Genomic DNA, 23,808 nt, shown 5'->3' with positions numbered 1-23,808 from the left:
TCTCGTGGTCGAGGCTACCTTGCCGGGAGAGCCAACCCGGGGGAGCGACGCAGCGAAATCAGTGGGCGGGTTCGGTCAGTTCCAGCAGCACACCGCCGGCGTCCTTGGGGTGGACGAAGTTGATCCGTGCCCCACCGGTGCCGCGCTTCGGCTCGTCGTAGAGCAGGCGCACGCCACGCTCCCGCAGCACGGTCGACACGTGGTCGAGGTCGGCGACGCGGTAGCACAGCTGCTGCATGCCGGGACCGTTCCTGGTCAGGAATCGGCCGATCGCCGAGTCCTCCCGCAGCGGGGCCAGCAGCTGGATCTGGGCGCTCTCAGGTGCCTGCGATCCGGTGCCGAGCATGGCCTCCTCGACGCCCTGGTCGTGGTTGGTCTCGCGGTGCAGCAGCCGCCAGCCGAACACCTCGGTGTGGAAGCGGATGGCCTCGTCCAGGTCGGGGACGGCCAGGCCGACGTGGTCGATGCACAGGAACAGATCGGTTGACAGGGGTTCGGGAGCTACGGTGTCCATGCTCCGATTCTTCCGCTCGGCTGTCGGCCGACCGCGAGCGGGGTGCCCCTTAGCAGTTCTCCGGGGCAACCCTCGAGGCCGCCTTGAGGGATCGGCGCGCCGCCGCGGCAGCGAACGTCGGTGGGGCATGATGGACGGTGGTGTGATGAACTCGACCGCACCGACTTCCCCGTCCCGAGGAGCAGCACTCATGCCGAACTGGCTCAAGAAGACCCTCTGGGCACTGCTTGGTGCCTTCGCGCTGTACTACATCTTCACCCAGCCCGAGCAGACCGCCCAGGTGGTGCGCAACTTCTTCGGCGGCATCTTCGGGCTCTTCCGCGCACTGGCCTCCTGACCGGCCAGCCCTGACGGTACCGAGCGGGCGGAATCCCGATGAGCCTGCTGGGCCGTTTCCTCGACCCCGACATCGACCGTCACCTGCTCACGCAGGAGGGTGAGTACGTGATCGACGAGGTCACCAAGCATTGGGTGACCATTCTGTTGCCGGTGCTCGGCGTGGTCGCGTGCATTCCCCTCTTCGCCTCGATGCCCTTCCTGGGGCCGTGGTTCTGGATAGCGTTCGTGCTGGCGGTGCCCCTGCTGATCGCCTGTCTGCTGCGCATCCATTCGATGCACATGGATCGGTTCGTGATCACCAACATGCGGGTGTTCCGCGTCAACGGCATCCTCAGCCAGCACATGGCCACCATGCCGATGACCCGCATCCTCGACATCTCGGTCTACCAGCCCTTCCTCGGGCGTCTGCTCGGATACGGCCACTTCACCTTCGAGTCGGCCGCGCAGGATCAGGGCCTGCGCGACATCAGCTTCGTCCCCGACCCCGAGGGTCGCGACCTGACCATCCAACGGACGATCCAGCGCGCCGGCCTGCGGGCCTCGTTCACCCGGCAGACCGAGGACGACGACGAGCGGGACGGCAACTGATGAGGGATGCCCCCATCGTGGTGATCGGCGCCACCTCGACGTCGGTGCGCCTGGTGGAGGAGCTCGAGAAGGCCGGCGTGCGGGTGGTGGTGCTGGTCACCACCGACGTGCCCGAGTGGATGGTCGAGGACTACGTTTCGTTCGGCGCCGAGGTCGTGCAGGTGCGCGCCCTGCGTGCCGAGGGTCTGCGCCGCGCCGAGGTGCCCAGGGCCGAGACCGTGGTGGTGCTCGGGCAGGACGATGTCGAGGCCATGCGGTTGGCGTTGCTGGTCGAGGAACTCAATCCCGGGGCACGCCTGCTGCTCGAGATGAGCAATCCGCAACTGTCGGGCAAGTTGTCGGCCCTGCTGGGGCAGGCGATCGTGCTGTCGTCGGCCGCCCTGGCCGCGCCCAGCTTCGTGTCGGCCTCTTTGGCCGACGGGCAGGTGGAGTCGTTCGAGATCGCGGGACGGCTCGTGGTGGCCGGCCAGCGCAGCCGCGTGGGGGGAGAGGTGCTGGCGGTGCTCGGCGACTCGTCCGCGGGTACCGAGAGTCTGCTGGCCGACGACGGCGACATCGTGCTCGGCACCGAGGTGCTGCCCAGCGCGCGACCGAAGGCGCAACAGGTGGGTTTGTGGGGTGCGGTGGCGCGCATGTTCGACCGGCGGGTGCGCTGGGTGATGGGCGTGCTGGTCGTGCTGATGGTCGTCTCGACGGTGTACTTCCACTTCTTCGCACACCTCGACTGGTGGTTGTCGATGTATGCGGCGCTGACGTCGTCGACGCTGACCGGGATCGGCGACATCGGTGACCTGTCGCTGACCGCGCGCTTCGGAGCGGTGGTCATCCAGTTGTTCGGGCTGGTGTTGTCGTCGGGAGTGACGGCCGTGATCGTCGACGCGCTGATCTCGGCCCGCCTGTCGGAGGTGGCCGGTGGGCTGCGCGGGCGGCCGCGTCACCATGTGGTGCTCTGCGGGCTGGGTCGAATCGGTGGCCAGGTGGCGCTGCGACTGAAGGCGCGCGAGGTGCCCGTGGTGGCCATCGAACGCAACGAGGAGTCACCGGGCGTGCAGCGGGCCCGGGCGGCCGGGATTCCCGTGGTGATCGCCGATGCCAGCGATCGGCGGGTGCTGGAGCAGGCGGGCATCCGCGACGCCGCCTCGGTGCTCGCGGTCACCGACAACGACGCCGCCAATCTCGAGATCGGGCTGGTCGCCCAGCAGGCCCGCCCCGACGTGCGCGTGGTCACCCGGGTCTTCGACCACGAACTGGCCGACCGCGTCGAGCACCGGCTCAAGCTCGGGCCGACCCGCTCGGTCTCGATGCTGGCCGCCCCCGTCTTCGCCGCGGCCGCCCTGGGGCACCGGATCGACCAGCTGGTGCCGGTCGGGCGGCGGGTGATGGTGCTCACCGAGCTGACCGTCGGCAAACACCTGCCGAGCGGGCCACTCGACCTGGGCGCCCTGCGGGTTCCGGGCCAGGCCACCCCGCTCGCCGTGCGCCCGTCGGGAGGGCGATGGACGTGGGCAGACCTGCCCAGCACCCTCACCGACGGCGACGTCGTGGCCATCGCGGCCTCACGCCTCGGGCTCGCCGACCTGTTGGCCGACGGCTGAACCGACGGCCGACCTGCGCGTCAGGCTCAGCCTTGGAGGGCTGCGTCGACGACCTGCTTGGCCTCGGCCTGCACCTGCGCCAGGTGTTCGGCGCTGAGCAGTGATTCGGCGTAGATCTTGTACTTGTCCTCGGTGCCCGAGGGCCGCGCGGCGAACCAGGCGTGCTCGGTGGTCACCTTGATGCCGCCGATCGCCGCACCGTTGCCGGGGGCATGGGTCAGCACGGCCGTGATCGGTTCGCCGGCCAGCTCGGTCGCGGTGACGTCGTCGGACGACAGCTTCGCGAGCCGGGCCTTCTGCTCGCGGGTGGCGTCGGCGTCGACCCGAGCGTAGGACGAGGCGCCGTAGCGGGCCTCGAGCTCGGCGTAGTGCTGGCTGGGGGTCTTGCCGGTGACCGCGGTGATCTCGGCGGCGAGCAGGTCGAGCACCAGCCCGTCCTTGTCGGTGGTCCAGGTGGAGCCGTCCAGGGCCAGGAACGAGGCGCCCGCCGACTCCTCACCGCCGAAGCCGAAGTCGCCCGAGATCAGCCCGGGGACGAACCACTTGAACCCCACCGGCACCTCGACGAGCTCTCGTCCGATCTCGGCGGCGACCTTGTCGATCATCGACGACGACACCAGGGTCTTGCCCACCTTGGCGTCGGATGACCAGCCCGGGCGGTGCGTGAACAGGTACCAGATGGCGACGGCGAGGTAGTGGTTGGGGTTCATCAGCCCGGCATCGGGGGTGACGATGCCGTGCCGGTCGGCGTCCGCGTCGTTGCCGGTCGACAGGTCGAACGCGTCACGATTGGTGATCAGCGAGGCCATCGCGTCGGGCGAGGAGCAGTCCATGCGGATCTTGCCGTCGGTGTCGAGGGTCATGAACCGCCAGGTCGGGTCGACCTCGGGGTTGATGACGGTCAGGTTGATGCCGTGGGCCTCGGCGATGGCGCCCCAGTACTGCACCGAGGCACCGCCCATCGGGTCGGCCCCGATGCGCAGGCCCGAGCGGCGGATGGCGTCGAAGTCGATCGCCTGGGCCAGATCGGCCACGTAACTGCCGCGGTAGTCGAAACGAGTGACCTGCTGGGCCGCCTCGGCGTAGGGCGTGCGGGGGATCGAGGTGGGGTCGGCGAGCAGTTCGTTGGCCCGCCGGGCGATCCACCCGGTGGCATCGGAATCGGCGGGGCCGCCATTGGGCGGGTTGTACTTGAACCCACCGTCGCGGGGCGGGTTGTGCGACGGGGTGACCACGATGCCGTCGGCGAGCGCGTCGGCGTGCTCCCGGTTGTAGCGGATGATGGCCCGGCTGACCGCGGGCGTGGGGGTGTATTCGTCCTCACGCTCGGCGAAGACGGTCACGCCGTGGGCGACCAGCACCTCGATGGCCGTCGTCCACGCCGGCAGCGACAGCGCGTGGGTGTCCTTGCCCAGGAACAACGGGCCGGTGGTGCCCTGCTGGGCGCGGTACTCGATGATCGCCTGCGTGGTGGCGGCGATGTGGGCGTCGTTGAACATGGTGTCGAGACTCGACCCGCGGTGACCCGAGGTGCCGAAGACGACCTGCTGATCGGGGTTCGAGGCATCGGGGACGAGGTCGTGGTAGGCCGCCAGCACCTCGTCGACGTTGATCAGATCCGCCTCGGTCGCGGGCTTGCCCGCTCGCTCATGTGCCATGGCCCCATCCTTGTCGTCGGGCCGTGGGCGCGCAGCCGGTTGCCGATAGTTGGACGCGGCGCTCGCTCAGCCGAGTCGGACGAGACGGCGGGGTTCAGCGGTTTGGTTGAATGGGGGCATGACCGACGCGCAGTTCTCCCGTCCCGGTGCCATCGACCTGTCCTCGCTGGCGAAGGCCGCCGACGCCTCCGCCCCTGCGAGCGCCCCCGCCGACAGTGTGGGTGGCGCCTCGTGGGTGACCGATGTCACCGAGGCCACCTTCGACCAGATCGCCCAGTTGTCGATGCAGCACCCCGTCGTGCTCGAGCTGTGGTCGCCCCGGGCCCAGGGCGCCGACCAACTGAGCCGCGACCTGGCCGAGCTGACCAACGCGGCCCAGGGCTCGTGGCTGCTCGGCCGGGTGAACGTCGACACCGAGCCCCGCATCGCGCAGGCGCTGCAGGCCCAGGCCGTGCCGATGGTGGTGGCGCTGCTCGGTGGCCAGGTGGCCCCGCTGTTCCAGGGCACCCGGGCGCGCGAGGAGATCTCGGCCGTCTTCGACCAGATCGCCCAGGCCGCCGTCGCCAACGGCATGGTCACCAAGGCCAAGCCGGTCGGCCAGGCCCCGGCCGCAGGGTCGTCCCAGAGTGCGGACGAACCGCCCGCCAACCCCCGGTTCGCGGCCGCCGACGCCGCCCTCGAGCGCGGCGACTTCAAGGCCGCCCTGGCCGAGTTCGACACCCTGTTGGCAGAGACCCCGCGCGACGCCGAGGTGCAGGCCGGACGAGCCCAGGCGGCCCTGTTGGTGCGGGCCGAGGGTTACGACGCCAGTCAGGTGATGGCGGCCGGCAGCGAACGGCCGGACGACCTCGAGGCCCAGTTCGCCGCCGCCGACGTCGAGCTGATGAACAATCGCGCCCACGAGGCCTTCGACCGGCTGCTCGCGCTCGTCCGGTCGACCGCCGGGGACGAGCGCGAGCAGGTGCGGGTGCGACTGCTCGAACTGTTCAGCCTGCTGGGCAACGGCGACCCCCGGGTGCTGAAGGCACGCCGCGAGTTGTCGACCGCCCTGTTCTGAGGGCTCCCACCCTGGTGGGTGGGGTCAGGGCAGCGTGATGGCGTAGATGCGCACATCCTCGGCCGGCACGCTGATGCTCAACTTCGAGGCGGCCGACGACTGCGCCCCCGTCCACAGTTCGGTGACCGTCGCCTTCCCGCGGGGGATCCCCAGACGCTGGAAGGCGAGCTCGCTCGTCCGGGCGGAGCCTGAATAGTTGAACGCCGCCACGTACACCGTCTTGCCATCCCGCAGCCAGAAGGTGTCGGCCGCCTTTTGCTCGTCCGGCCCCACCTCGACGGGCTGGAAGGATCGTCCGATCTTGGCGAGGTGGTTCACCTGCTGGTTCTGCAGCAGATCCTTGGCGCGCTGCTTGATGAGCGGGTCGCCGCTGTCGGTGAAGTCCTCACTGACCAGGTAGATGCCGGTGATCACCGCACTCGTCACCCGGGCGCGGTTGACCCCTTCCGACCAGACCCGCGGCAGCGGCGGGTCGAACAGCTTCGCGTCGGCGCCGTCGTAGTAGTAGTTGCCGAACTGGATGTGGTCGGCGTCGTTGTAGGCGTAGACCTGATCGAGCCACCAGCCATAGGTGAGGGAGTTCAGCAGGTACTCGGTGCTCTTCTGGTACTCGGCCGGGTTCGACTCGTGCCAGTTGTTGAGCGCGCCGTGCACGTCGCACGAGATGCGGCGGGCGTGACCGTGGTCGGCGGTGAAGGTCGGCGAGATCGCCAGGTCGATGAAGGTGTCGGGGTGCAGGTGCGACAGCGCCTGGCTGAGCCCCCGATCGTAGGCCTGACGGGCATTGGTGACGGTCGGGTCGTACCAGGAGTCGGCCTCGAGGTAGCCGTTGGTGAGGAAGTCGAGCTTGATGTAGCGGATGCCCAACTCGTTGAACTTGTCGAACGCCAGCGCGATCCGGCGCTGCACCCCCGGGTTGGTGGGGTCGAGTGCCCAGGCGCCGTTCAGGCTGAGCGGCGTGCCGTTGACCTTCAGCGTCATCTCACGCATCGTCTGTCGCTCACAGCCGTCGCACGGCTCCGAACCGCCGATCTGGTTGTCGAGCCCGTCCCACCAGAAGTTGGCGAAGGGCTGGAAGTAGATCGCGGGTTCCTGCCCGTTCGCGCGCACGGTGGCCACGTACTGCTCCAGCTTGCTCCAGTCGGTGTTGGGATCTTCGAACGACCACTGCGGCTGCAGCAGCGCGTCCCAGTAGGAGTCGATGCCGATGTAGGGGCGGGCGCCACCCGACGTGCCGTCGGTGCTCTGCTGGTTGCGGAACCCGGGGAGCTCGTTGGCGAAGAAGTCCGAGGTCTGCTTCAGCACGCCGTCATCGGCGACGCGGGCGCCCAGCCCGCCCCACGAGTTGAACCCGAACGGCGTGGGCTCGTCCCAGGTCAGCGGGTGCGAGGCCTCGGCCACGTGCTTGCCGTAGGTCTCCATGCCGGTGCGCCAGTCGGACGACCAGCCCACGAACATGCGGGGTGAGTCGACGGTCATTCCCACCAACGGACGATGCGAGCGCTTCTCGCGGGGGCTGTTGAAGCGGTTGACGCCGGTGTAGGCGTAGCTCCAGTCGGTGAGGCCCGCGGTGGCCTGCAGACGATCGAGCCCGCCGGTGCTGTTGCCCTGCATCACCACGCCCGACTTCCAGTGGGTCATGTCGACCGAGCCGACCACCAGTCCCTGCCGCGAGCCCGGATCGATCAGCGAGGTGACCTCGAAGGAACGCTTGGCGGGGGTGACGGTGGCGGTGTCGGGGTTCTCGTAGCGCACCCAGTGGTCGTTGTCATAGGGCGTCAGCAGCACCCGGGTGGAGGGCGTCGCGTTGAGGGTGACCGAGTTGGCGCCGTCGGTGGCGACCGGCACCATCATCGAGGCCGAGACCGGCGTGGAATCCGTGCCGGTCACCGAGAGCTGGACGAAGAATCCGTCGGCCCCGTCGAAGGTGAAGCGTTGGGTCAGGGTCGGCAGCCCGGGGGCGGTGCAGGTGATGGTGGTGGCGGCCGCCGAGCAGGTGCCGTCGATGGCGTAGCGCTTGGTCGACAGCAGGTCGCCGTCGACCACCGCGGTGGAGTGCAGCCCGCGCACCGTCGCCTTGCCGCTCGACCAGGTCACCGTGGACGTGCCGCGGTCGAGGTTGGCCGTGACTCGCACGGACCCCTGGCCGAAGCTGACGGTTCGTCCGCCGGGTGCCGCCGCCGTGGTGTCCCGCGGAACGGGGTCGGCGGCCTTCGGGTCCTGCGGGAACGACCAGTCGGTGCTGGTGACGCCGGCGATGTCGAGCTTGTCGACGTCGGGGCCCCAGCTGCCGTCGGGGGCGGTCAGCACGATCGTGTTGTCACCGGCGCGCAGGTCGACCTCGATGGTGAGGGTGCCGACCTTGTCCCAGCCGCCGGTCGAGGGCAGGCTGACGACCGGTCCCGGTTCACCGTTGACGCCCAGCGCCAGACGCCTGGAGTCGTCGCCCGCGAGGTAGGACAGCCGCACCGTGTGGGTGCCGGCGGCCTCGGCGATGACCCCGGTGATGGTGGCCGTCGACGAGGAACTCAGATTGCCGACCTTGCCGTGGCCCGAGCAGGCGTCGCAGCCCGACCGGCTGGCCCCGCCCGCGAGCACGTAGGCGAGGTTCTCGGCCTCGAAGGTGGTCGGGGTCGGCTCGCCCGCCGCCGGTGGCGGCGCGCTGAGCCCCGCTCCGATCAGGGCCGTGGCCACGAGGCCGGCGGCCCAACGTGAACCTGCTCTGGTCCAGTGTCTGGTCGTCATGGAACGTCTCCTTCAGTGGGTGGTGGGGGTCGCGTCAGGGGATCGGGTCTGGCAGGGGAGCGAGCACCGGGGTGCCGTCCGCGAGGTCGGTGGGTGGGGTGAAGGCCACCCCGAGCACGAGGCAGGCCGCGCCCCGGGCCCACGCCGTGAAGGCCATCGGCTCGTGGACGACCCGCACCCGGTCGCGCAGGGGTGGGAACAGGGACTGGTCGAGACCGGCGCGGATGCCCGCCAGACGGGCCCCGTCGGGGGTGAGACCCTCACCGGTGAGCACGACGAGCTCGGGGGCGGTCAGCGTCACCAGCCACGCGATTGCCTGCCCGATGCGTTCACCGCTGGAGCCCAACAGGTGGTCGTCGGGTGCCGCGCCGTCGGCCAGCCTGGCCAGGGCCGGATCGGCGGCCACGGTTTCGAGACAGCCGCGGTTGCCGCACTCGCAGAGGGAACCCTGCGGGTCGACGACCAGGTGGCCGAGCTCGCCGGCGGCTCCGCCGACCCCGCGGTGCAGGCGGCCATCGAGCACCAGACCCGCACCGATGCCTCGTCCGACGGTGGCGACGACGAAACTGCGCACCCCGCGGCCGACCCCGAACCACTGCTCGGCCACGACCAGGGTGGTGACGTCGTTCTCGAGGTGCACCGGGTGGAGGAGTCGTTGGGCGAGCAGGGCTCCCAGCGGAACCTGGGGCGACTGCGGGAACAGGCGCGAGCCGGTCACCACTCCCGCGGAGTCGACCTGCCCGGTGACTCCGACGCCGATGCCGAGCACGGGGCCTGGTGCATCGGCGCAGACCTCCACCAGCAGCAAGCAGAGCAGGTCGGCGAACTGCTCGGGGGTCACCGAGCCGGCCGCCGGCAGGGGGTCGGTGCGAGAACTGAGCAGGCTGCCGTCGAGCCCGACCACCACGGTGACCACCGCATCGTCCAACACCTTGGCGCCCACGGCGACACGCCCGTGCGGGGCCAGGGCGAGCACGGTGCCCGGACGACCCCCGCGTGCGCCGGAGGGGCGGCTGCCGGCCTTGTTCACGAAGCCATCGCGGACGAGCTCCGCGGCGATCTCGCTCACGGCGGCCTGCGACAGGCGACAGGTGGTGGCGAGACCGGCCTGCGACTGCGGGCCGTGCAGGCGCAGCGCGTTCAGCACCGCCGTGCGGTTGGCGGCACGCATGACGTCGCGATTGACGGTGGTCGACACTGACCGCTCCGTTTCTGTGGCTGGGAGGTTTCATTGCTCAGCGAACAAATACCACCCAAGCCGATGCCTACGCCCCTGTCAAGACCCCGTCCCAGCCCAAGGGGAGGGAGGCAGCCTCAGTCGACGACGGCGTTCGAGAGCGAGGTCAGCCGCCCGTCGTACTTCAGCCAGACCGAACCCAGCGGGGGCAGGCAGACGCTCGCGCCCGCCATCGCCCCGTGGCCACCGGGGATCTCGCGGGCGATCACCTGCCCCATGTTCCCGTAGCTTCCGGTGCCCTGGAAGTAGGCGGAGTCGGTGTTGAGGATCTCCGTCCACACCCCGGCCTTGGGCAGGCCCACCTGGTAGTGGTCGTGCGGCGTGGGCGAGAAGTTGGTGATGCAGGCGATGAGCTGCCCGTCGCCGTCGGTGCGCAGCCACGAGAAGACGTTGGCGCCGGCATCGTCCGCGTTGATCCACTGGAACCCCGCCGGGTCGTTGTCGAGCTTGTACAGCGCGGGGTTCGCCCGGTAGAGGCTGTTCAGGTCGCGCAGCAGCAGCTTCAAGCCGTGATGGCCCTCCTGGTCGGCCTGCCACCAGTCGAGCCCCCGCGTCTCGGAGAACTCGGCGGTCTGGGCGAACTCCTGCCCCATGAAGAGCAACTGCTTGCCGGGGAATCCCCACATGAACGAGTAGAAGGCACGCAGGGTGGCGAACTTGCGCCAGTCGTCCTGTGGGATCTTGCCGAACATCGAGCCCTTGCCGTGCACGACCTCGTCGTGGCTGATCGGCAGCATGAAGTTCTCGGAGTAGGCGTACACCATCGCGAACGTCATCAGGTGGTGGTGATGACGCCGGTTGAACGGGTCCTCGGCCAGGTAGCGAAGGGAGTCGTTCATCCAGCCCATGTTCCACTTGAACCCGAAGCCGAGCCCGCCGTGGTGCACCGGGCGGGTGACGCCGGGGAAGCTGGTCGACTCCTCGGCGATCATCAGCACGCCGGGCTCGCGCTCGTAGAGGTGGGTGTTGACGTAGCGCAGGAAGTCGATGGCCTCGAGGTTCTCGCGTCCACCGAACTGGTTGGGCACCCACTCGCCCTCGTTGCGCGAGTAGTCGAGGTAGAGCATCGAGGCGACCGCGTCGACCCGCAGGCCGTCGATGTGGAACTCCTGGATCCAGTACAACGCGTTCGAGACGAGGAAGCTCTTCACCTCGCTGCGGCCGTAGTTGAAGATGTAGGTGCCCCAGTCCATGTGCTCGCCCTGGCGGGGATCGGCGTGCTCGTACAGCGCGGTGCCGTCGAACCGGCCGAGCGCGAAGTCGTCCTTGGGGAAGTGCCCGGGCACCCAGTCGAGGATCACCCCGATGCCGGCCTGGTGCAGCCGGTCGACGAGGTAGCGGAACTCGTCGGGACGACCCAGACGGCTGGTGGGGGCGAAGTAGCCGGTGACCTGGTAGCCCCACGAACCCTCGAACGGGTGCTCGGCGACCGGCATGAACTCCACGTGGGTGTAGCCCTGCCACGTGACGTACTCGACGAGCTCCTCGGCCAGCTCGAGGTAGGTCTTGCCGCGACGCCACGACCCAAGGTGCACCTCGTAGACGCTCATCGGCTCGGCGTGGGCCTGCGAGGCGCGGCGGCGCTCCATCCACTCCTCGTCGGCCCACGCGTACTGCGACTCGTAGACGATCGACGCGGTGCCCGGAGCGGCCTGGCAGAACCGGGCCATCGGGTCGGCCTTCTCGATCCAGCGACCGTCGGCGGTGAGGATCTTGAACTTGTAGAGGGCGCCGGTCTCGACCCCCTCGACGAAGCGGGCCCACACGCCCGACCCGGGCACCAGCTGCAGCTCGTCGCCCTGCCACCCGTTGAACTCGGCGATGAGCAGCACGCGCTGGGCGTTCGGCGCCCACACCGAGAATCGGGTGCCGCGCACCGCGCCACGTTCGTCGTCGTGCACCTCGGTGACCACGGCGCCGAGGCGACGCCAACACTCGGTGTCGCCACCGGAATGGAAGCCCTCGAGATCCCAGCCGGTGAGTCCTCCGGCGAAGTCGTGTGCCATGTCAGTTCCTCTCGGTCGCGGAAGCGGCGGTCAGCGTGCGCAGGGCCCGCAGCGGGATGTCGACCCACGTCGGTCGATTGCGGGTCTCGTAGACCACCTCGTAGATGGCCTTGTCGGCGAGGTAGGCGTCGAGAATGCGGTGCTGTTCGTCCGTCAGTTGGGGGGCGTAGGCCCTCAGGAAGGCCTCGCTGGTGCGGCGCAACCACGCGTCGGCGGCCGCAGGATCGTCCGCCGCCGAGGTGGCGTAGCCGAAGGATCGCACCATGCCGGCGACGTCGCGCCACTTGGAGTCGGGCAGGCGACGTTCCTCGATCGTCTTCATCGGTTCACCCTCGAAGTCGATGATCCGCCAGCCCTGCGGGGTGCGCAGGGTCTGGCCGAGGTGGAAGTCGCCATGGGTCTGCTGGGCGTTGAGCTGCAGACCGGCCAGGCCGGCGAACAGCCTCTCCAGGCCCGGGGCCTCGTCCGCGAGCACGGGGGCCGCCTCGACGGCGCGCCGCAGTCGCTGGGTCATGGTGGCCCTGACCGAGTCGCCTGAGACCTTCTGGGCGGGGAAGGTGTCGGCCAGCGAGCGGTGCACTTCGGCGAGCGCGCGCCCGAGGGCGGCGGCGTCAGCGGTGAAGTCGCCGTCGGTGCGTGCCGAGGCGCAGGCGAGCTCCCAACCGTCCTCGGCATCGGCCAACCGCTCCACCACCATGGCGAGGTCGCAGCCACCCAGCCCGGGCACCTCCGCCTCCGACTCGACCCAGCCGTACAGCTTGGCCGCGGAGTTCGCGCCCGCGCGGACCAGGGCGTCGTGCACGGCGATGTCGAGGTTGCGACCCGTCTCGAGGCGCCGGAAGACCTTGAACAGCGCCGCAGATCCGACCAGCAGATTGGTGTTGGACTGCTCCCCGCCGAAGACGGTCACCTCGCCGGTGAGCAGTTCGGGGTGACTGACCACCGACGACCACGAAGCGGCCCCGCTACCGCCCTCGGCCACGGCCCGCACCATCGCTCGCAGGGCGGACGGATCGGTGGTCGCGTCGCCGGCCCAGCCGTCGGCGGTCTCGGCCCAGGCCCCCTCGCGGGGGGACGGGCGGTAGCTCACCAGCAGGTGGAAGAACTCCTGCGAGGAGTCGTCGTAGGTGACGGTGACGATCTCGCTGCGCACCGACACCTCGTCGGTCCGGGCGTACCAGTCCAGACCGACGAGCGCGGTCAGGCGCCCACCGCGCCCCTTCCCGCCGAACCAGCGGGCCCCGAGCACGTGGTCGGTGAGGGCGGAACTGTCGAGCAGGCTGCTCACGCCAGCCCCCTCACCGCTGCCGAACGGTGAAGATGTGGGCCGGCTGCATCGGCGTCAGCTTCACGAAGTTGGTGTGCCCCCAGCTGAACTCGGCACCGGTGAGCTCGTCGTGCACCCCGAGCACCGCGTGGGCGTCGAAGCCCAGCGCCGGCAGGTCGAGGGAGACCTCGCCGATCTGCTCGTGGTGGGGATCGAGCGAACAGACCACCAGCACCACGTCGTCGCCGTCACGCTTGGCGAAGGCGAGGATCGACTCCGAACTGGTCTGCTGGAAGCTCGTGCGGCGCAATTGCTGCAGCGCCACATGACGCCGACGGATGTCGTTGAGCGCACCCAACAGGCCGTTGAGGTTGGGTTCCGCGGCGTAGTCGCGGGGCCGGTACTCATACTTCTCGGAGTCGAGGTATTCCTCACGCCCCGGCGCGAGCGCCAGGTGCTCGAACAGTTCGAACCCGGAATACACCCCCCAGCTGGGCGACAGCGTCGCCGCCAGGATGGCGCGGATCGCGAACTGCGCCGGGTTCCCGGTCTGCAGCGGGAACGGGTTGATGTCGGGAGTGTTCACCCAGAAGCTGGGCCGGTAGTGGGCGGACGACTCCGTCGCCAGTTCGGTGACGTACTCGGTGAGCTCATCCTTGGTGTTGCGCCAGGTGAAGTAGGTGTAGCTCTGCTGGAATCCCACCTTGCCCAGGGCGGCCATCATCTCGGGTCGCGTGAACGCCTCCGCCAGGAAGATCACCTCGGGGTGGGCGGCGTTGACTCGTCCGATCAGCCACTCCCAGAAGTTCACGGGCTTGGTGTGGGGGTTGTCGACGCGGAAGACCGTCACCCCCTTCGAGATCCACAGCTCGAGCAGGCGCAGCGACTCGGCGTAGATGCCCTCGGGGTCGTTGTCGAAGTTGATGGGGTAGATGTCCTGGTACTTCTTGGGCGGGTTCTCGGCGTAGGCGATGGTGCCGTCGAGTCGGGTGGTGAACCACTCCGGGTGCTCGGTCACCCACGGATGGTCGGGCGAGGCCTGCAGCGCGAAGTCCATGGCCACCTCGAGGCCCAGCTCGCGGGCCCGGGCGACGAAGGCCTCGAAGTCGGCCATCGTGCCCAGATCGGGGTGGATGGCGTCGTGCCCGCCAGCCGCCGACCCGATCGCCCACGGCGAGCCCGGGTCGTGCTCACCCGGCGTGAGGGTGTTGTTCTTGCCCTTGCGGAAGGCCGAACCGATCGGGTGGATCGGGGGCAGGTAGACGATGTCGAAGCCCATCGCGGCGGCCGCCTCGAGGCGTTCGTGGGAGTCGTTGAACGTGCCCGAGACCCACGCTCCGGTGGTCTCGTCGACGTGCGCCCCCTGGGAGCGGGGGAAGAACTCGTACCAGGACGAATGGGCCGCCAGCCGCCGCTCGACCTTCAGCGGTACGGCGGACGAGGGGCTCACCAGCCCGCGGACGGGGTACTTCGCCATCGCCTTGGAGACCGACGTCGACTCGACGGTCTCGAGCAGTTCGGCGGGCTCGCGACCGGGCAGCAGCGTCGCCGCCACGGACGAGAGCACGGTCGCGGTGGTGGCGTCACCGGCCTGCTCGGCCAAGGCCGCGGCGCGGGTGAGCACGTCGCGCCCCTCGAGGCAGACCAGGTCGACGTCGATCGACAGCGGCAGCTTCGCCTCCGCGTGGTGCAGCCACGTGTGCCACTCGTCCGACCAGCCCTCGACGTGCAGGCTCCAGTCGCCGGGGGCATCGGGACGAACCCAGCATTCGAAGACGTCCAGGCCGAGTGGTTCGACCTGCGGCACCGGGGTGCGCAGTTCGCGGCCGTCCGGCGCGGTCAGCACGGCGGTGGCGGCGACCGCGTCGTGACCCTCACGGAACACGTGCGCCCGCACCAGCACCTCCTCGCCGACCACCGCCTTGGCGGGGTAGGCACCCCGCTCGACCACGGGTTCGACCAGTCGCACCGGAATGCGCCCGAGTGCCCCCGGATGGGGGTTGCGCTCGATGGTGACGCGGCTTGCGGCCTTGGGCTGTGGGCCGGGGTTCTGCTTCGGTGTGCTCACGCCCCCACGGTATCGGCTCCGGCCTCGGCGGGGGCCAGATGCACGCGCACCACGGCCGCCGATCGTCCGGGAATCGGCAGCACCTCACCGGGGGCCAGCACGGTCGGCTGTTCCGGCTGGTCGTCCGACCACGTGTTCAGCAGAACCTCGTAGCCAGCACCCCATTCGACCGGCGGCATCACCAGATCGAGCGGCTCGGCTCCCGCGTGCAGCCACACGATGAAGGCTGAGGTCTCGTCCGCGAGGTACATGCCCAGCGTGCGCCGCGCGGGGTCGGCCCAGTCGGCGTCGCCCATCTCGCCCTCGTCGCCGTTCAGCCAGGCCAGGCGGAACCGACCGGTGGGCTCGCCCTCGTCGTCCAGGATCTCGTCGTGGCCGTGGAAGTCGGCACGCCGCAGCAGCGGCTCCTGGGCCCGCAGGTTCAGCGCGGCGGACGTGAACCGGGTGACGTCGGCCCACTCGTCGGCCATCTCCCAGTGCACCCACGAGATGGGGGAGTCCTGACAGTAGGCGTTGTTGTTGCCGCGCTGGGTCCGTCCGATCTCGTCGCCGGCCTGCAGCATCGGCACCCCGACGGCGAAGACCTGGCTGAGCATCAGGTTCTTGATCTGGCGGTGGCGCAGCGCGAGGATCTGCTCGTCGTCGGTGTCGCCCTCCCAACCGTGGTTCCAGGAGTGGTTGTTGTCGGAGCCGTCGCGGTTGGACTCACCGTTGGCGTCGTTGTGCTTGACGTCGTAGCTGACCACGTCGCGCAGGGTGAAGCCGTCGTGCACGGCGACGAAGTTGATCCCGGCCGACGCGTCCCGTCCGGGGGTCTGGTAGAGGTCGGGAGAGCCCGCCATGCGGGTGGCGAGCTGGCGCACGCCATGCGTGGCACCCCGCCAGAAGTCGCGCAGGTGGTCGCGGAAGTGGTCGTTGTGCTCGCTCCAACCCGGGCCCCAGTTGCCGAGCTGGTAGCCGAACGGGCCGACGTCCCACGGTTCGGCGATCATCTTGATGCCCTCGAAGGTGGGGTCGGCGGCGATCGCCTGCTTGAACGCGTGGTTCTGGTCGACGTGGTGCTGCTCGTCGCGGATCAGGGTGGTGGCGAGGTCGAAGCGGAAGCCGTCGACACCCATCTCGGTGACCCAGTACCGCATCGAGTCCAGCACCAGGTCGAGCACCGCCGGGTGGGAGGTGTCGACCGAGTTGCCGCAGCCGGTGACGTCGTAGTCGTTGTGCAGGTCTTGGGTGAGCCGGTAGTAGGCGCCGTGGTCGATGCCGCGGTAGCTGAGCGTCGGCCCCTCGTGGCCGCCCTCACCGGTGTGGTTGTAGACCACGTCGAGGATCACCTCGATGCCCGCCTCGTGCAGGGTCGAGACCATCTGCTTGAACTCGATCACCTGTTCGCCCGCGGTGCCCATCGACGAGTAGGCGGCGTGGGGTGCGAAGAAGCCCAGGGTGTTGTAGCCCCAGAAGTTCACCAGGCCCTTGCCGACGACGAACGGCTCCGACACGAAGTGGTGGATCGGCATCAGCTGCACCGCGGTCACCCCGGTCTGCACCAGATGGTCGACGACGGCGGGGTAGGCCAGGCCGCCGTAGGTGCCGCGCAGGTGCTCCGGAACCTGCGGGTGGGTACGGGTGTAGCCCGCCACGTGCGTCTCGTAGATCACCGTTTCTGCCATCGGACGACGCCGGGCCACCGGGGTGGGGGCGTCGGAGTCTGCGACGACGACCGCCAGCGGCACCGAGGCCGCCGAGTCGCGGGTGTCGGGCTGGTAGTTCGACTCCGCCGTGTGGTCGCGGATGGGACCCAAGTAGTCGACGCCGGCGGTGATGGCCCGGGCGTAGGGGTCGAGCAGCAGCTTGGCCGGGTTGAACCGCATGCCCCGGTTGGGGTTCCACTCGCCGTGCACTCGGTAGCCGTAGCGCTGTCCCGCGGCCACACCGGGCACGTGCACCCGCCAGGTGCCGTCGGCGGCCTGGGTCATGTCGTGGTTCTGCTGGGTGCGATCGATCTCGAGCAGCGCCAGTTCGACCCGGGTGGCGCGGGGAGCCCACAACGCGAAGTCGCAACCGTCGCCCGACAGGCGGGCACCCAGCCGCGACGAGTCCTGGGCCCGCAGTGACTGCGCAGGAGCCTCGCTCGTGGGGGTGACCGGTGGGGCTGACGGCCCGGTTGCGTTGATCGTGCTCATTGACATCCTTTGGTTGACCGGCGACTGATTCTAACCACGCGTGCTGAGCGTGCGCCGCCGACGATCCGGTGCGGGGGGCCGACAGGGTAAGTTGACCGCCATGGAGACAGCTGGCGTGGTGGTGGAGCGGGTCGGACGTGTGGCGGTCATCCGCCTGGACCGTCCGCCGGTGAATGCCCTGACGATGGCGATGCAGGACCGGTTGGGTGACGTCGCCCGCGAGCTCTCCGCCGACGCCGGCGTGCGCGCGGTGGTGGTGACGGGTAACGGCAAGAACTTCGCCGCCGGCGTCGACATCAAGGAGATGTCGACCCTGGGGGTCGCGCAGATGTCGTCGCGGGTGCGAGTGATGCAGGACTGCTTCACCGCCGTCGCCAAGATCTCCAAGCCCGTCGTGGCCGCCGTCAACGGCTACGCCCTCGGCGGCGGGTGCGAGCTCGCCCTGTGCGCCGACCGCCGCATCGCCGGCACCTCGACCACGCTGGGCCAGCCCGAGATCCAGCTCGGCATCATGCCCGGCGCCGGCGGCACCCAGCGCCTACCGCGACTGATCGGGCCGTCCGCCGCCAAGGACCTGATCTTCACCGGCCGGCGCGTGCACACGGACGAGGCCCTGTCGCTCGGACTGGTCGACGAGGTCGTGCCCGATGACCAGGTGTTCGAGCGGGCCCTCGCATGGGCGCAGCAGTTCGACAACTCCCCGTCGTGGGCGCTCAGCTGGGCCAAGGAGGCCATCGACTCGGGGCTGGAGGCCGACCTCGACAACGGTCTGGTGATCGAGGCCACCGGCTTCGCCTCGCTGTTCGGCACCGAGGACCGTCGGATCGGCATGAAGAGCTTCATCGACGAGGGCCCGGGCAAGGCCGTCTTCCGTGGGCGCTGAGCGGCACTACTTCGACCACGCGGCGCACTCACCGCTGCGCCCCAGCGCCTCACGGGCCTGGCTCGAGGCGGCCGAACTCGCCGGCAACCCCGCCGGGCTGCACGGCTCGGCGCGTCGCTCCCGGGCGGTGCTCGAGGACGCCCGCGAGTCGATCGCGGCCGACCTCGGCGCCCACCCCACCGAGGTGGTGTTCACCTCGGGCGGGTCGGAGGCCGACACCATCGCCGTGCTGGGCAGCCTGCGCGCCCGGGCCGAGCAGGGCCGCCGCCGCCTCGTCGTCTCGGCCGTGGAGCACCCCGCCGTGCTGGGCGCCGTGGTCCGCCGACCCCAGACCAGCGTGGTGGGCGTCGACCGCGACGCCCGACTCGACCTCACCGCACTCGCCGAGGAGGCCGGCGATGACACCGCCCTGGTGAGTGTGCAGACCGTCAACAACGAGTTCGGCACGGTGCAGCCCGTCGACGAGGCCGCGGAGGTCGCGCACGCCCACGGCGCCTGGTTCCACACCGACGCCGTGCAGGCCCTCGTGCACCCCGGCGTCGACTTCGCCTCGTCCCCGGCCGAGCTGGCCTCGGTGTCGGCGCACAAGATCGGCGGACCGGTCGGCGTGGGCGCGCTGCTGGTGAGGCGGTCGGTGAACCCGGCGCCCGTGGGTCTGGGCGGTGGGCAGGAACGCGACCTGCGGTCCGGAACCCAGGCCACCGCGCTGGCCGCCGGATTCGCGGCGGCCCTGCGGGATGCCTCGGCCGAGCGGGCGGCGGAGGTCGTTCGCCTCACCGAGCTGCGCACCCGACTGCTCGACGCCATGGCTCGATATGACGAGGTCAGGGTCAATGGCGGACGATCGGTCACCCCCGGCATCGTGCACGTCACCGCCGCCGGGGTGCGCGCCGACGACGTGCTGCTGCTGCTCGACCGGGAGGGCATCGACGCCTCGGTGGGATCGGCCTGCCGCGCCGGGGTGCACCAACCCAGCGAGGTGGTGCTGGCGGCCACCGGGTCGCTGGCGGATGCCACCTCGAGCCTGCGCTTCTCGATGGGGTGGACGACCACCGCCGCCGACGTCGACGCCCTCGCCGATGCGCTGGCGCGGGCGCTCGTCGTCGCCCGCGGGGGGAATCAGCGGCGGCGGTAGACTCGTCCGTCGTGAGAGTTCTGGCAGCGATGAGCGGCGGCGTCGACTCGGCCGTCGCGGCGGCCCGCATGGTCGAGGCCGGCCACGACGTGACGGGCGTGCATCTGGCGCTGTCGAAGAACCCCGAGTCGTACCGCAGCGGCGCCCGGGGCTGCTGCTCGCTGGAGGACTCGCACGACGCCCGTCGCGCCGCCGACAAGCTCGGCATTCCGTTCTATGTGTGGGACTTCTCCGACCGCTTCCACGCCGATGTCGTCGAGGACTTCGTGGCCGAGTACGCGGCCGGGCGCACGCCCAACCCGTGCCTGCGCTGCAACGAGAAGATCAAGTTCGCGGCGGTGCTCGACCGTGGCCTGCAGCTGGGTTTCGACCTGGTCGCGACCGGGCACTACGCCCGGCTGACCCGCTCCGAGGCCGGTGAGGTCGAGCTGCGCCGGGCCGTCGATCCGGCGAAGGACCAGTCCTACGTGCTGGGCGTGCTCGACGCCGGGCAGTTGGCCCACTGCGCCTTCCCGCTCGGTGACACGGTGAAGACCGACGTGCGCGCCGAGGCCAAGGCCCTCGGGCTGGGGGTGGCCAAGAAGCCCGACAGCCACGACATCTGCTTCATTCCCGACGGTGACACGGCCGGCTTCCTCACCCGGCAGCTCGGTGAGCGCCCGGGCGAGATCGTCGACGTCGACGGACGCACCGTCGGCGCTCACACCGGCCACCACCAGTTCACGGTGGGGCAGCGGCGTGGGCTGCACCTGGGGGTGCCCGCGGACGACGGCCAGCCCCGGTTCGTGCTCGACATCGAGCCCGTCTCGAACCGGGTCAGGGTGGGTCCCCGCGCCGGTCTGCGGGTGAGCACGATCGAGGGCATTCGTCCGATCTACGCCGGCGATCAGGTGAGCGGACGACGGCGCGGCTTCGTGCAGGTGCGCGCCCACGGCGAACCCCTGCCAGCCACCGTGGAGTTCACCACCGACGGCCTGCGGGTCGACCTCGACGAGCCCTGCGAGGGGATCGCCCCAGGGCAGGCCGCGGTCGTCTACGACGGCGATCGGGTCGTCGGCAGCGCCACCATCGCCCGCACCACCCCCATAGCGGTGGCCTGAGGTGGCGGCACCCGAGGCGAGCCGTCCCTTTGCCACCCATCTGGGGTCGCTGCCGGGGGAGAACTATCCGGCGGCGGTCGGGTTGGTGGCGGACAGCTTCGAGCAGCTGGCGGTGCCGGAACTGCCGGCGCGCGGTGTCGGGGCCCACCTGCTGGGACGAACGGCCGCCCTGCTCTCGGGTCTGGCCGTCGACCTGCAACCGGCCGGCTGGCGGCTGACCGACCACGCCGGCGCCGACCAGCGCCGCGCGCTCGCCCTGTTCCGCCGCGACCTCGACGACCTCGAGGAACGCGCCCACGACCGGGCCGGCACCGCCAAGCTCTCCGTCGCCGGTCCGTGGACGCTCGCGGCGGGGCTCGATCTGCCGCGCGGTGAACTGGTGATCGCCGATCGCGGGGCCGCGCGTGAGTTGGCGGCCTCGCTCGGGGAGGGGTTGTCGTCGCTGGTGGGCGAACTGCGACGCCGCTTCCCGGGGCTGACCTGGACCCTGCAACTGGACGAGCCGTCGCTGCCGGCCGTGCACGCCGGATCGGTGGCGACCTCGTCGGGGTACCGGCGCCATCGGGCCGTCGACGAGGCCGTCATCGGGCACCACCTGCGGCTGGTCGCCGACGCGGTCACCGCCGCCGGTGCCACGGTCGCGCTGCACTCGTGTGCCCCCGGCATCGACCTGGAGTGGCTGATCCGGGGCGGCATCGACACGGTGGCACTCGACGTGGGCACCCTCACCGACGGCGATCTCGACGCGCTGAGCGGGTGGATCGAGGCGGGTCGCACGGTCTGGTGGGGCGTGCAGCCCACGCACCAGCCCGATCGGGTGCTCGGCCGCGACGCACTGCTCGACGGCCATCGTCGGCTCGTCCGCCGACTCGGCATCGACCCGCAGCTGGTGGCGAGCCGGTCGGCGTTCACGCCCGCCTGTGGGCTCGCCGGCTGGTCGGCCGCCACCGTGCCGCAGGTGTTCTCGAACCTGACCTGGCTGGCCGAGACCGTGGACGAGGACGCCCGCCAGGGCTGAACGACGTAGCGTCGGCGACATGGATGACCTGCGCCAGCGCCTGCGCGCCCTGCCCTCCTTCCCCGACGACCTGCCCGTGCTCGACCCGTCGTCGGTGCCGGACGACCCGGCAGAGCTGTTCGCCGCGTGGCTGGACGACGCCATCGCCTCCGGCGCCCGGCAACCCCACGCGATGGACCTGGTCACCCTGCGCCCCGACGGCTCGCCCGATGCGCGCGTGCTGATCCTCAAGGACGTCGACGAGCGGGGCTACCACTTCTCCTCGCACCGCACCTCGACCAAGGGGGTCGAACTCGCCGGTGATGCCCGCGCCGCGCTGGTGTTCTTCTGGCGGGAGTCCGGGCGCAGCGTCCGCATCGACGGCATCGCGAGCCCCCTGGACGAGGCGACCAGCCAGGCGGACTGGCGGGCTCGTCCGAGTTTCGACGGTCGGCCCAACACCGACTGGCAGGTGTGGGCGCTCGCACCACACGCCTTCGAATTCCTGCAGGCCCGCCACGACCGACGCCACACCCGGCTCGGGTACACACGGTCGGACGAGGGCTGGCGGCACGCACCGGTGACCACCCCGGCCGGCTGAGCGACCCCGGCCGCCCACTACAGTGGGGGCCGTGCGGATCTTCACCAACCTGAACCTCAATGGCACCTCGCCGGCGCGTGTGCAGCCGAAGGTGGGGGAATGGGGACCGCGCAAGGTGCCCACGACCGCCGCCAAGAAGCGGATGCGCATCTGGGTGAGCATCGCCTTCGTGGTGGTGGCGACCGTGCTGGTCTACGTCGGGTACACCTTCTTCAAGGCGTTCACCCAATCCCAAGGCGGTTGATGGCCCAAGGCGGTTGAGGCTCAGCCGAAGATGCCCTGGAAGGCACCCAGCGTCGCGAACGCGAGGGCCAGACAGCGGATGAAGAACCCCACCAGCATGACGGCCGAGAAGCCCCAGAAACTCATCTTGGTGGCACCCGCGAACAACACGGTCGCGTAGACCGGGGGAATCCCCGTGGCTGCCGAGACGAACAGGATCGGGTAGCCCCAGCGAGGGTTCTCGACCAGGTGAGCCGTCTTCGTCGACCAGCGCCGCCACTTGGCCCGCCACGAGTCCGGGTCGACCTCTTTCTCGGTGTGCTTGCGCATCCACGGCAGGTTCCGGCCGCGACGCACGGCCTGGAACATCATCTGCTTGCCGATCGCGTGGCCGATGGCCAACCCGATCGACAGTTCGATCGGCCCCAGCACCTTCGAGCCCACCGCGGCGACGATGAACGCCTCGGTGTGGAAGATCGGCACGATCGACGACAGGATGCCGTAGCCGATCGACGAGGCCACCTCGACCCACTGGTGCCAGGTGACCAGCGCCTGCAGCCAGGTCAACGGGTCATCCCCGCCAGGTGTTCGAGCCGGCGCAGCTCCGACCCGAGGTAGGCCGGGCCGCCCTGTCGTCCGAGCACGAGCACCGAGCCGTCGGGCAGGGCGGCGTGCGCGATGGTGGTGTCGCCCCACCCGGGCAGCCAGCCCGCGACCAGCTCACGGGTGTCGGTGCCCGACAGCGGCCCCAGCGCCTCGGCGGCGGCAGGCGACAACTCGGGCGCCAGCTGACTGGCCGCCCGCGGTTGACCGTGGGCATCCAGGACGACCGCCCACTGACTGTGGAAGACGGCCGGCCCGAACGTGACCAGGATGTCGGCGGAGTTGCTCGGATCGGCCGAAATGCGGTCGAGCAGGTCGATGTCTGACTCCAGGCTCCAGTTCTCGGGGTAGCGCGACAGCCAGAGCACGTTCACGCCCTCGAGCTGGTTGCACACGCTCACCAGAGCATCGGGCAGTTGGTGCGGCGGCATCGTCAACATGAAGTCGTTGATCACCGAACCCGACCGCTTCTCGACGATCTCGATGGCCGAGATGTCGGCGCCCACGGTGCCCATCGCGGTCGCCACCTGCCCCAGTGAGCCGGGGCGGTCGGGGAGTTGGACGCGAAGCAACAGCACCCCCTCATTGTGTCCGACGCCGGCAACAGGCCCAACCCGGGCGCGTTCCAATCGTGTTTCAGCCCGTGGTCTGCACCCCTAGGATGGGGGTTCACGAACCCCCGAACCATGCGCGAGGAGTGACCCCGGTGGCACTGACCGAGACCGATGTGGCCAGGCTCGCAGAGCTGGCGCGCATCGAGCTGACCCCCGAGGAGTTGCGGCTGTTCGCGCCGCAGCTCGACGTCATCCTCGATGCCGTCGCCAGTGTTGCCCAGGTGGCGACCGACGACATTCCGCCCACCTCGCACGCGCTCGGCCTGACCAATGTCTTCCGAGACGACGTCGTGCGCCCCTCGCTGCCCCGCGAGCAGGCCCTCGCCATGGCCCCCGTTGCCGAGGACGGCCGGTTCCGCGTGCCCCGCATTCTGGACGAGGAGTGAGCGTGACCACCGC

The 23,808-nt window shown here is 70.1% G+C and carries 21 protein-coding genes; 11 read left to right on the top strand and 10 right to left on the bottom strand.

The window, feature by feature from the left end; translation table 11 throughout:
* Positions 1-58: 58 nt before the first annotated feature.
* Positions 59-514: a methylmalonyl-CoA epimerase gene (mce, locus tag ACSDQ9_RS02355; protein ID WP_435143129.1), complete on the bottom strand. Its 456-nt coding sequence runs from the start codon at positions 512-514 to the stop codon at positions 59-61.
* Between the two features lie 190 nt (positions 515-704).
* Between mce and ACSDQ9_RS02350 the strand changes: the two genes are divergently transcribed.
* From ACSDQ9_RS02350 to ACSDQ9_RS02340, 3 genes are read left to right on the top strand one after another with little or no spacing between them, the layout of a single operon-like run.
* The gene (locus ACSDQ9_RS02350; RefSeq protein ID WP_435143127.1) at positions 705-851 is read left to right on the top strand and encodes a hypothetical protein; all 147 of its coding nucleotides are present in this window, start codon (positions 705-707) and stop codon (positions 849-851) included.
* Between the two features lie 38 nt (positions 852-889).
* Positions 890-1,441, top strand: coding sequence for a PH domain-containing protein (locus ACSDQ9_RS02345; protein WP_435143125.1), 552 nt, complete (start codon positions 890-892; stop codon positions 1,439-1,441).
* Positions 1,441-3,036 (top strand): NAD-binding protein, encoded by a 1,596-nt coding sequence (locus tag ACSDQ9_RS02340; protein ID WP_435143124.1) that lies wholly within the window; start codon positions 1,441-1,443, stop codon positions 3,034-3,036. The genes ACSDQ9_RS02345 and ACSDQ9_RS02340 overlap by 1 nt, the downstream gene beginning before the upstream one ends.
* Positions 3,037-3,062: 26 nt before the next feature.
* Here the strand turns inward: ACSDQ9_RS02340 and pgm are convergent, their stop codons facing one another.
* The gene (gene pgm, locus ACSDQ9_RS02335) at positions 3,063-4,694 is read right to left on the bottom strand and encodes a phosphoglucomutase (alpha-D-glucose-1,6-bisphosphate-dependent) (RefSeq protein ID WP_435143123.1); all 1,632 of its coding nucleotides are present in this window, start codon (positions 4,692-4,694) and stop codon (positions 3,063-3,065) included.
* 118 nt (positions 4,695-4,812) lie between these two features.
* On the opposite strand from pgm, the gene ACSDQ9_RS02330 reads away from it, so the two are divergent.
* Positions 4,813-5,751 (top strand): co-chaperone YbbN, encoded by a 939-nt coding sequence (locus ACSDQ9_RS02330; protein ID WP_435143122.1) that lies wholly within the window; start codon positions 4,813-4,815, stop codon positions 5,749-5,751.
* 24 nt (positions 5,752-5,775) lie between these two features.
* Here the strand turns inward: ACSDQ9_RS02330 and ACSDQ9_RS02325 are convergent, their stop codons facing one another.
* From ACSDQ9_RS02325 to glgX, 6 genes are all read right to left on the bottom strand, one after another.
* Entirely contained in the window at positions 5,776-8,496 is a 2,721-nt protein-coding gene (locus ACSDQ9_RS02325) for a hypothetical protein (protein ID WP_435143121.1), read from the bottom strand.
* 34 nt (positions 8,497-8,530) lie between these two features.
* Positions 8,531-9,694, bottom strand: coding sequence for an ROK family protein (locus ACSDQ9_RS02320; RefSeq protein WP_435143119.1), 1,164 nt, complete (start codon positions 9,692-9,694; stop codon positions 8,531-8,533).
* 116 nt (positions 9,695-9,810) lie between these two features.
* Positions 9,811-11,739 carry a 1,4-alpha-glucan branching protein GlgB gene (gene glgB, locus ACSDQ9_RS02315; protein ID WP_435143117.1) on the bottom strand — a complete coding sequence of 643 codons (1,929 nt, stop codon included), beginning with the start codon at positions 11,737-11,739 and terminating at the stop codon, positions 9,811-9,813.
* A 1-nt stretch (position 11,740) separates the two neighbouring features.
* Positions 11,741-13,027 (bottom strand): maltokinase N-terminal cap-like domain-containing protein, encoded by a 1,287-nt coding sequence (locus ACSDQ9_RS02310; protein ID WP_435143115.1) that lies wholly within the window; start codon positions 13,025-13,027, stop codon positions 11,741-11,743.
* 10 nt (positions 13,028-13,037) lie between these two features.
* Positions 13,038-15,074: an alpha-1,4-glucan--maltose-1-phosphate maltosyltransferase gene (locus tag ACSDQ9_RS02305; protein WP_435143113.1), complete on the bottom strand. Its 2,037-nt coding sequence runs from the start codon at positions 15,072-15,074 to the stop codon at positions 13,038-13,040.
* The gene (glgX, locus tag ACSDQ9_RS02300; protein ID WP_435143112.1) at positions 15,071-17,254 is read right to left on the bottom strand and encodes a glycogen debranching protein GlgX; all 2,184 of its coding nucleotides are present in this window, start codon (positions 17,252-17,254) and stop codon (positions 15,071-15,073) included. Before glgX ends, ACSDQ9_RS02305 begins: the two co-directional genes overlap by 4 nt.
* A 100-nt stretch (positions 17,255-17,354) precedes the next feature.
* Here glgX and ACSDQ9_RS02295 point away from each other — a divergent pair, with 100 nt between their 5' ends.
* Genes ACSDQ9_RS02295 through ACSDQ9_RS02270 form a run of 6 tightly spaced genes read left to right on the top strand, consistent with a single transcriptional unit; the run spans position 17,355 to position 22,214 of the window.
* Positions 17,355-18,137, top strand: a complete 783-nt coding sequence (locus tag ACSDQ9_RS02295; protein WP_435143110.1) for an enoyl-CoA hydratase/isomerase family protein — start codon at positions 17,355-17,357, stop codon at positions 18,135-18,137.
* Positions 18,127-19,272: a cysteine desulfurase family protein gene (locus ACSDQ9_RS02290; protein ID WP_435143108.1), complete on the top strand. Its 1,146-nt coding sequence runs from the start codon at positions 18,127-18,129 to the stop codon at positions 19,270-19,272. Before ACSDQ9_RS02295 ends, ACSDQ9_RS02290 begins: the two co-directional genes overlap by 11 nt.
* Before the next feature lie 11 nt (positions 19,273-19,283).
* Positions 19,284-20,372 carry a tRNA 2-thiouridine(34) synthase MnmA gene (gene mnmA, locus ACSDQ9_RS02285; protein ID WP_435143107.1) on the top strand — a complete coding sequence of 363 codons (1,089 nt, stop codon included), beginning with the start codon at positions 19,284-19,286 and terminating at the stop codon, positions 20,370-20,372.
* Position 20,373: 1 nt separating this feature from the next.
* Positions 20,374-21,390 carry a uroporphyrinogen decarboxylase/cobalamine-independent methonine synthase family protein gene (locus ACSDQ9_RS02280; protein WP_435143105.1) on the top strand — a complete coding sequence of 339 codons (1,017 nt, stop codon included), beginning with the start codon at positions 20,374-20,376 and terminating at the stop codon, positions 21,388-21,390.
* Between the two features lie 19 nt (positions 21,391-21,409).
* The gene (locus tag ACSDQ9_RS02275) at positions 21,410-21,970 is read left to right on the top strand and encodes a pyridoxine/pyridoxamine 5'-phosphate oxidase (protein ID WP_435143103.1); all 561 of its coding nucleotides are present in this window, start codon (positions 21,410-21,412) and stop codon (positions 21,968-21,970) included.
* Between the two features lie 31 nt (positions 21,971-22,001).
* Complete coding sequence (locus ACSDQ9_RS02270; RefSeq protein WP_435143101.1) at positions 22,002-22,214, top strand: hypothetical protein; 213 nt, start codon at positions 22,002-22,004, stop codon at positions 22,212-22,214.
* A gap of 20 nt (positions 22,215-22,234) precedes the next feature.
* Here the strand turns inward: ACSDQ9_RS02270 and ACSDQ9_RS02265 are convergent, their stop codons facing one another.
* Both ACSDQ9_RS02265 and ACSDQ9_RS02260 read right to left on the bottom strand, forming a co-directional pair.
* Entirely contained in the window at positions 22,235-22,759 is a 525-nt protein-coding gene (locus ACSDQ9_RS02265) for a VTT domain-containing protein (protein WP_435143099.1), read from the bottom strand.
* Positions 22,756-23,367, bottom strand: a complete 612-nt coding sequence (locus ACSDQ9_RS02260) for an ACT domain-containing protein (RefSeq protein ID WP_435143732.1) — start codon at positions 23,365-23,367, stop codon at positions 22,756-22,758. Before ACSDQ9_RS02260 ends, ACSDQ9_RS02265 begins: the two co-directional genes overlap by 4 nt.
* A gap of 89 nt (positions 23,368-23,456) precedes the next feature.
* Between ACSDQ9_RS02260 and gatC the strand changes: the two genes are divergently transcribed.
* Complete coding sequence (gene gatC, locus ACSDQ9_RS02255) at positions 23,457-23,795, top strand: Asp-tRNA(Asn)/Glu-tRNA(Gln) amidotransferase subunit GatC (protein WP_435143097.1); 339 nt, start codon at positions 23,457-23,459, stop codon at positions 23,793-23,795.
* The last annotated feature ends 13 nt before the right edge of the window (positions 23,796-23,808 follow it).

Source organism: Aestuariimicrobium soli (genome assembly GCF_051192575.1).
Taxonomy (GTDB): domain Bacteria; phylum Actinomycetota; class Actinomycetes; order Propionibacteriales; family Propionibacteriaceae; genus Aestuariimicrobium; species Aestuariimicrobium soli.
This window is presented reverse-complemented; position numbering and strand designations above follow the sequence as displayed.

What these genes read in the sequence shown, in the direction of transcription:
- glgB (WP_435143117.1), bottom strand. Translation starts at nt 11,739, where the DNA reads ATGGCACACGACTTCGCCGGAGGACTCACCGGCTGGGATCTCGAGGGC.
- ACSDQ9_RS02340 (WP_435143124.1), top strand. Translation starts at nt 1,441, where the DNA reads ATGAGGGATGCCCCCATCGTGGTGATCGGCGCCACCTCGACGTCGGTG.
- ACSDQ9_RS02350 (WP_435143127.1), top strand. Translation starts at nt 705, where the DNA reads ATGCCGAACTGGCTCAAGAAGACCCTCTGGGCACTGCTTGGTGCCTTC.
- ACSDQ9_RS02275 (WP_435143103.1), top strand. Translation starts at nt 21,410, where the DNA reads ATGGATGACCTGCGCCAGCGCCTGCGCGCCCTGCCCTCCTTCCCCGAC.
- gatC (WP_435143097.1), top strand. Translation starts at nt 23,457, where the DNA reads ATGGGGGTTCACGAACCCCCGAACCATGCGCGAGGAGTGACCCCGGTG.
- ACSDQ9_RS02345 (WP_435143125.1), top strand. Translation starts at nt 890, where the DNA reads ATGAGCCTGCTGGGCCGTTTCCTCGACCCCGACATCGACCGTCACCTG.
- pgm (WP_435143123.1), bottom strand. Translation starts at nt 4,694, where the DNA reads ATGGCACATGAGCGAGCGGGCAAGCCCGCGACCGAGGCGGATCTGATC.
- ACSDQ9_RS02295 (WP_435143110.1), top strand. Translation starts at nt 17,355, where the DNA reads ATGGAGACAGCTGGCGTGGTGGTGGAGCGGGTCGGACGTGTGGCGGTC.
- ACSDQ9_RS02325 (WP_435143121.1), bottom strand. Translation starts at nt 8,496, where the DNA reads ATGACGACCAGACACTGGACCAGAGCAGGTTCACGTTGGGCCGCCGGC.
- glgX (WP_435143112.1), bottom strand. Translation starts at nt 17,254, where the DNA reads ATGAGCACGATCAACGCAACCGGGCCGTCAGCCCCACCGGTCACCCCC.
- ACSDQ9_RS02330 (WP_435143122.1), top strand. Translation starts at nt 4,813, where the DNA reads ATGACCGACGCGCAGTTCTCCCGTCCCGGTGCCATCGACCTGTCCTCG.
- mce (WP_435143129.1), bottom strand. Translation starts at nt 514, where the DNA reads ATGGACACCGTAGCTCCCGAACCCCTGTCAACCGATCTGTTCCTGTGC.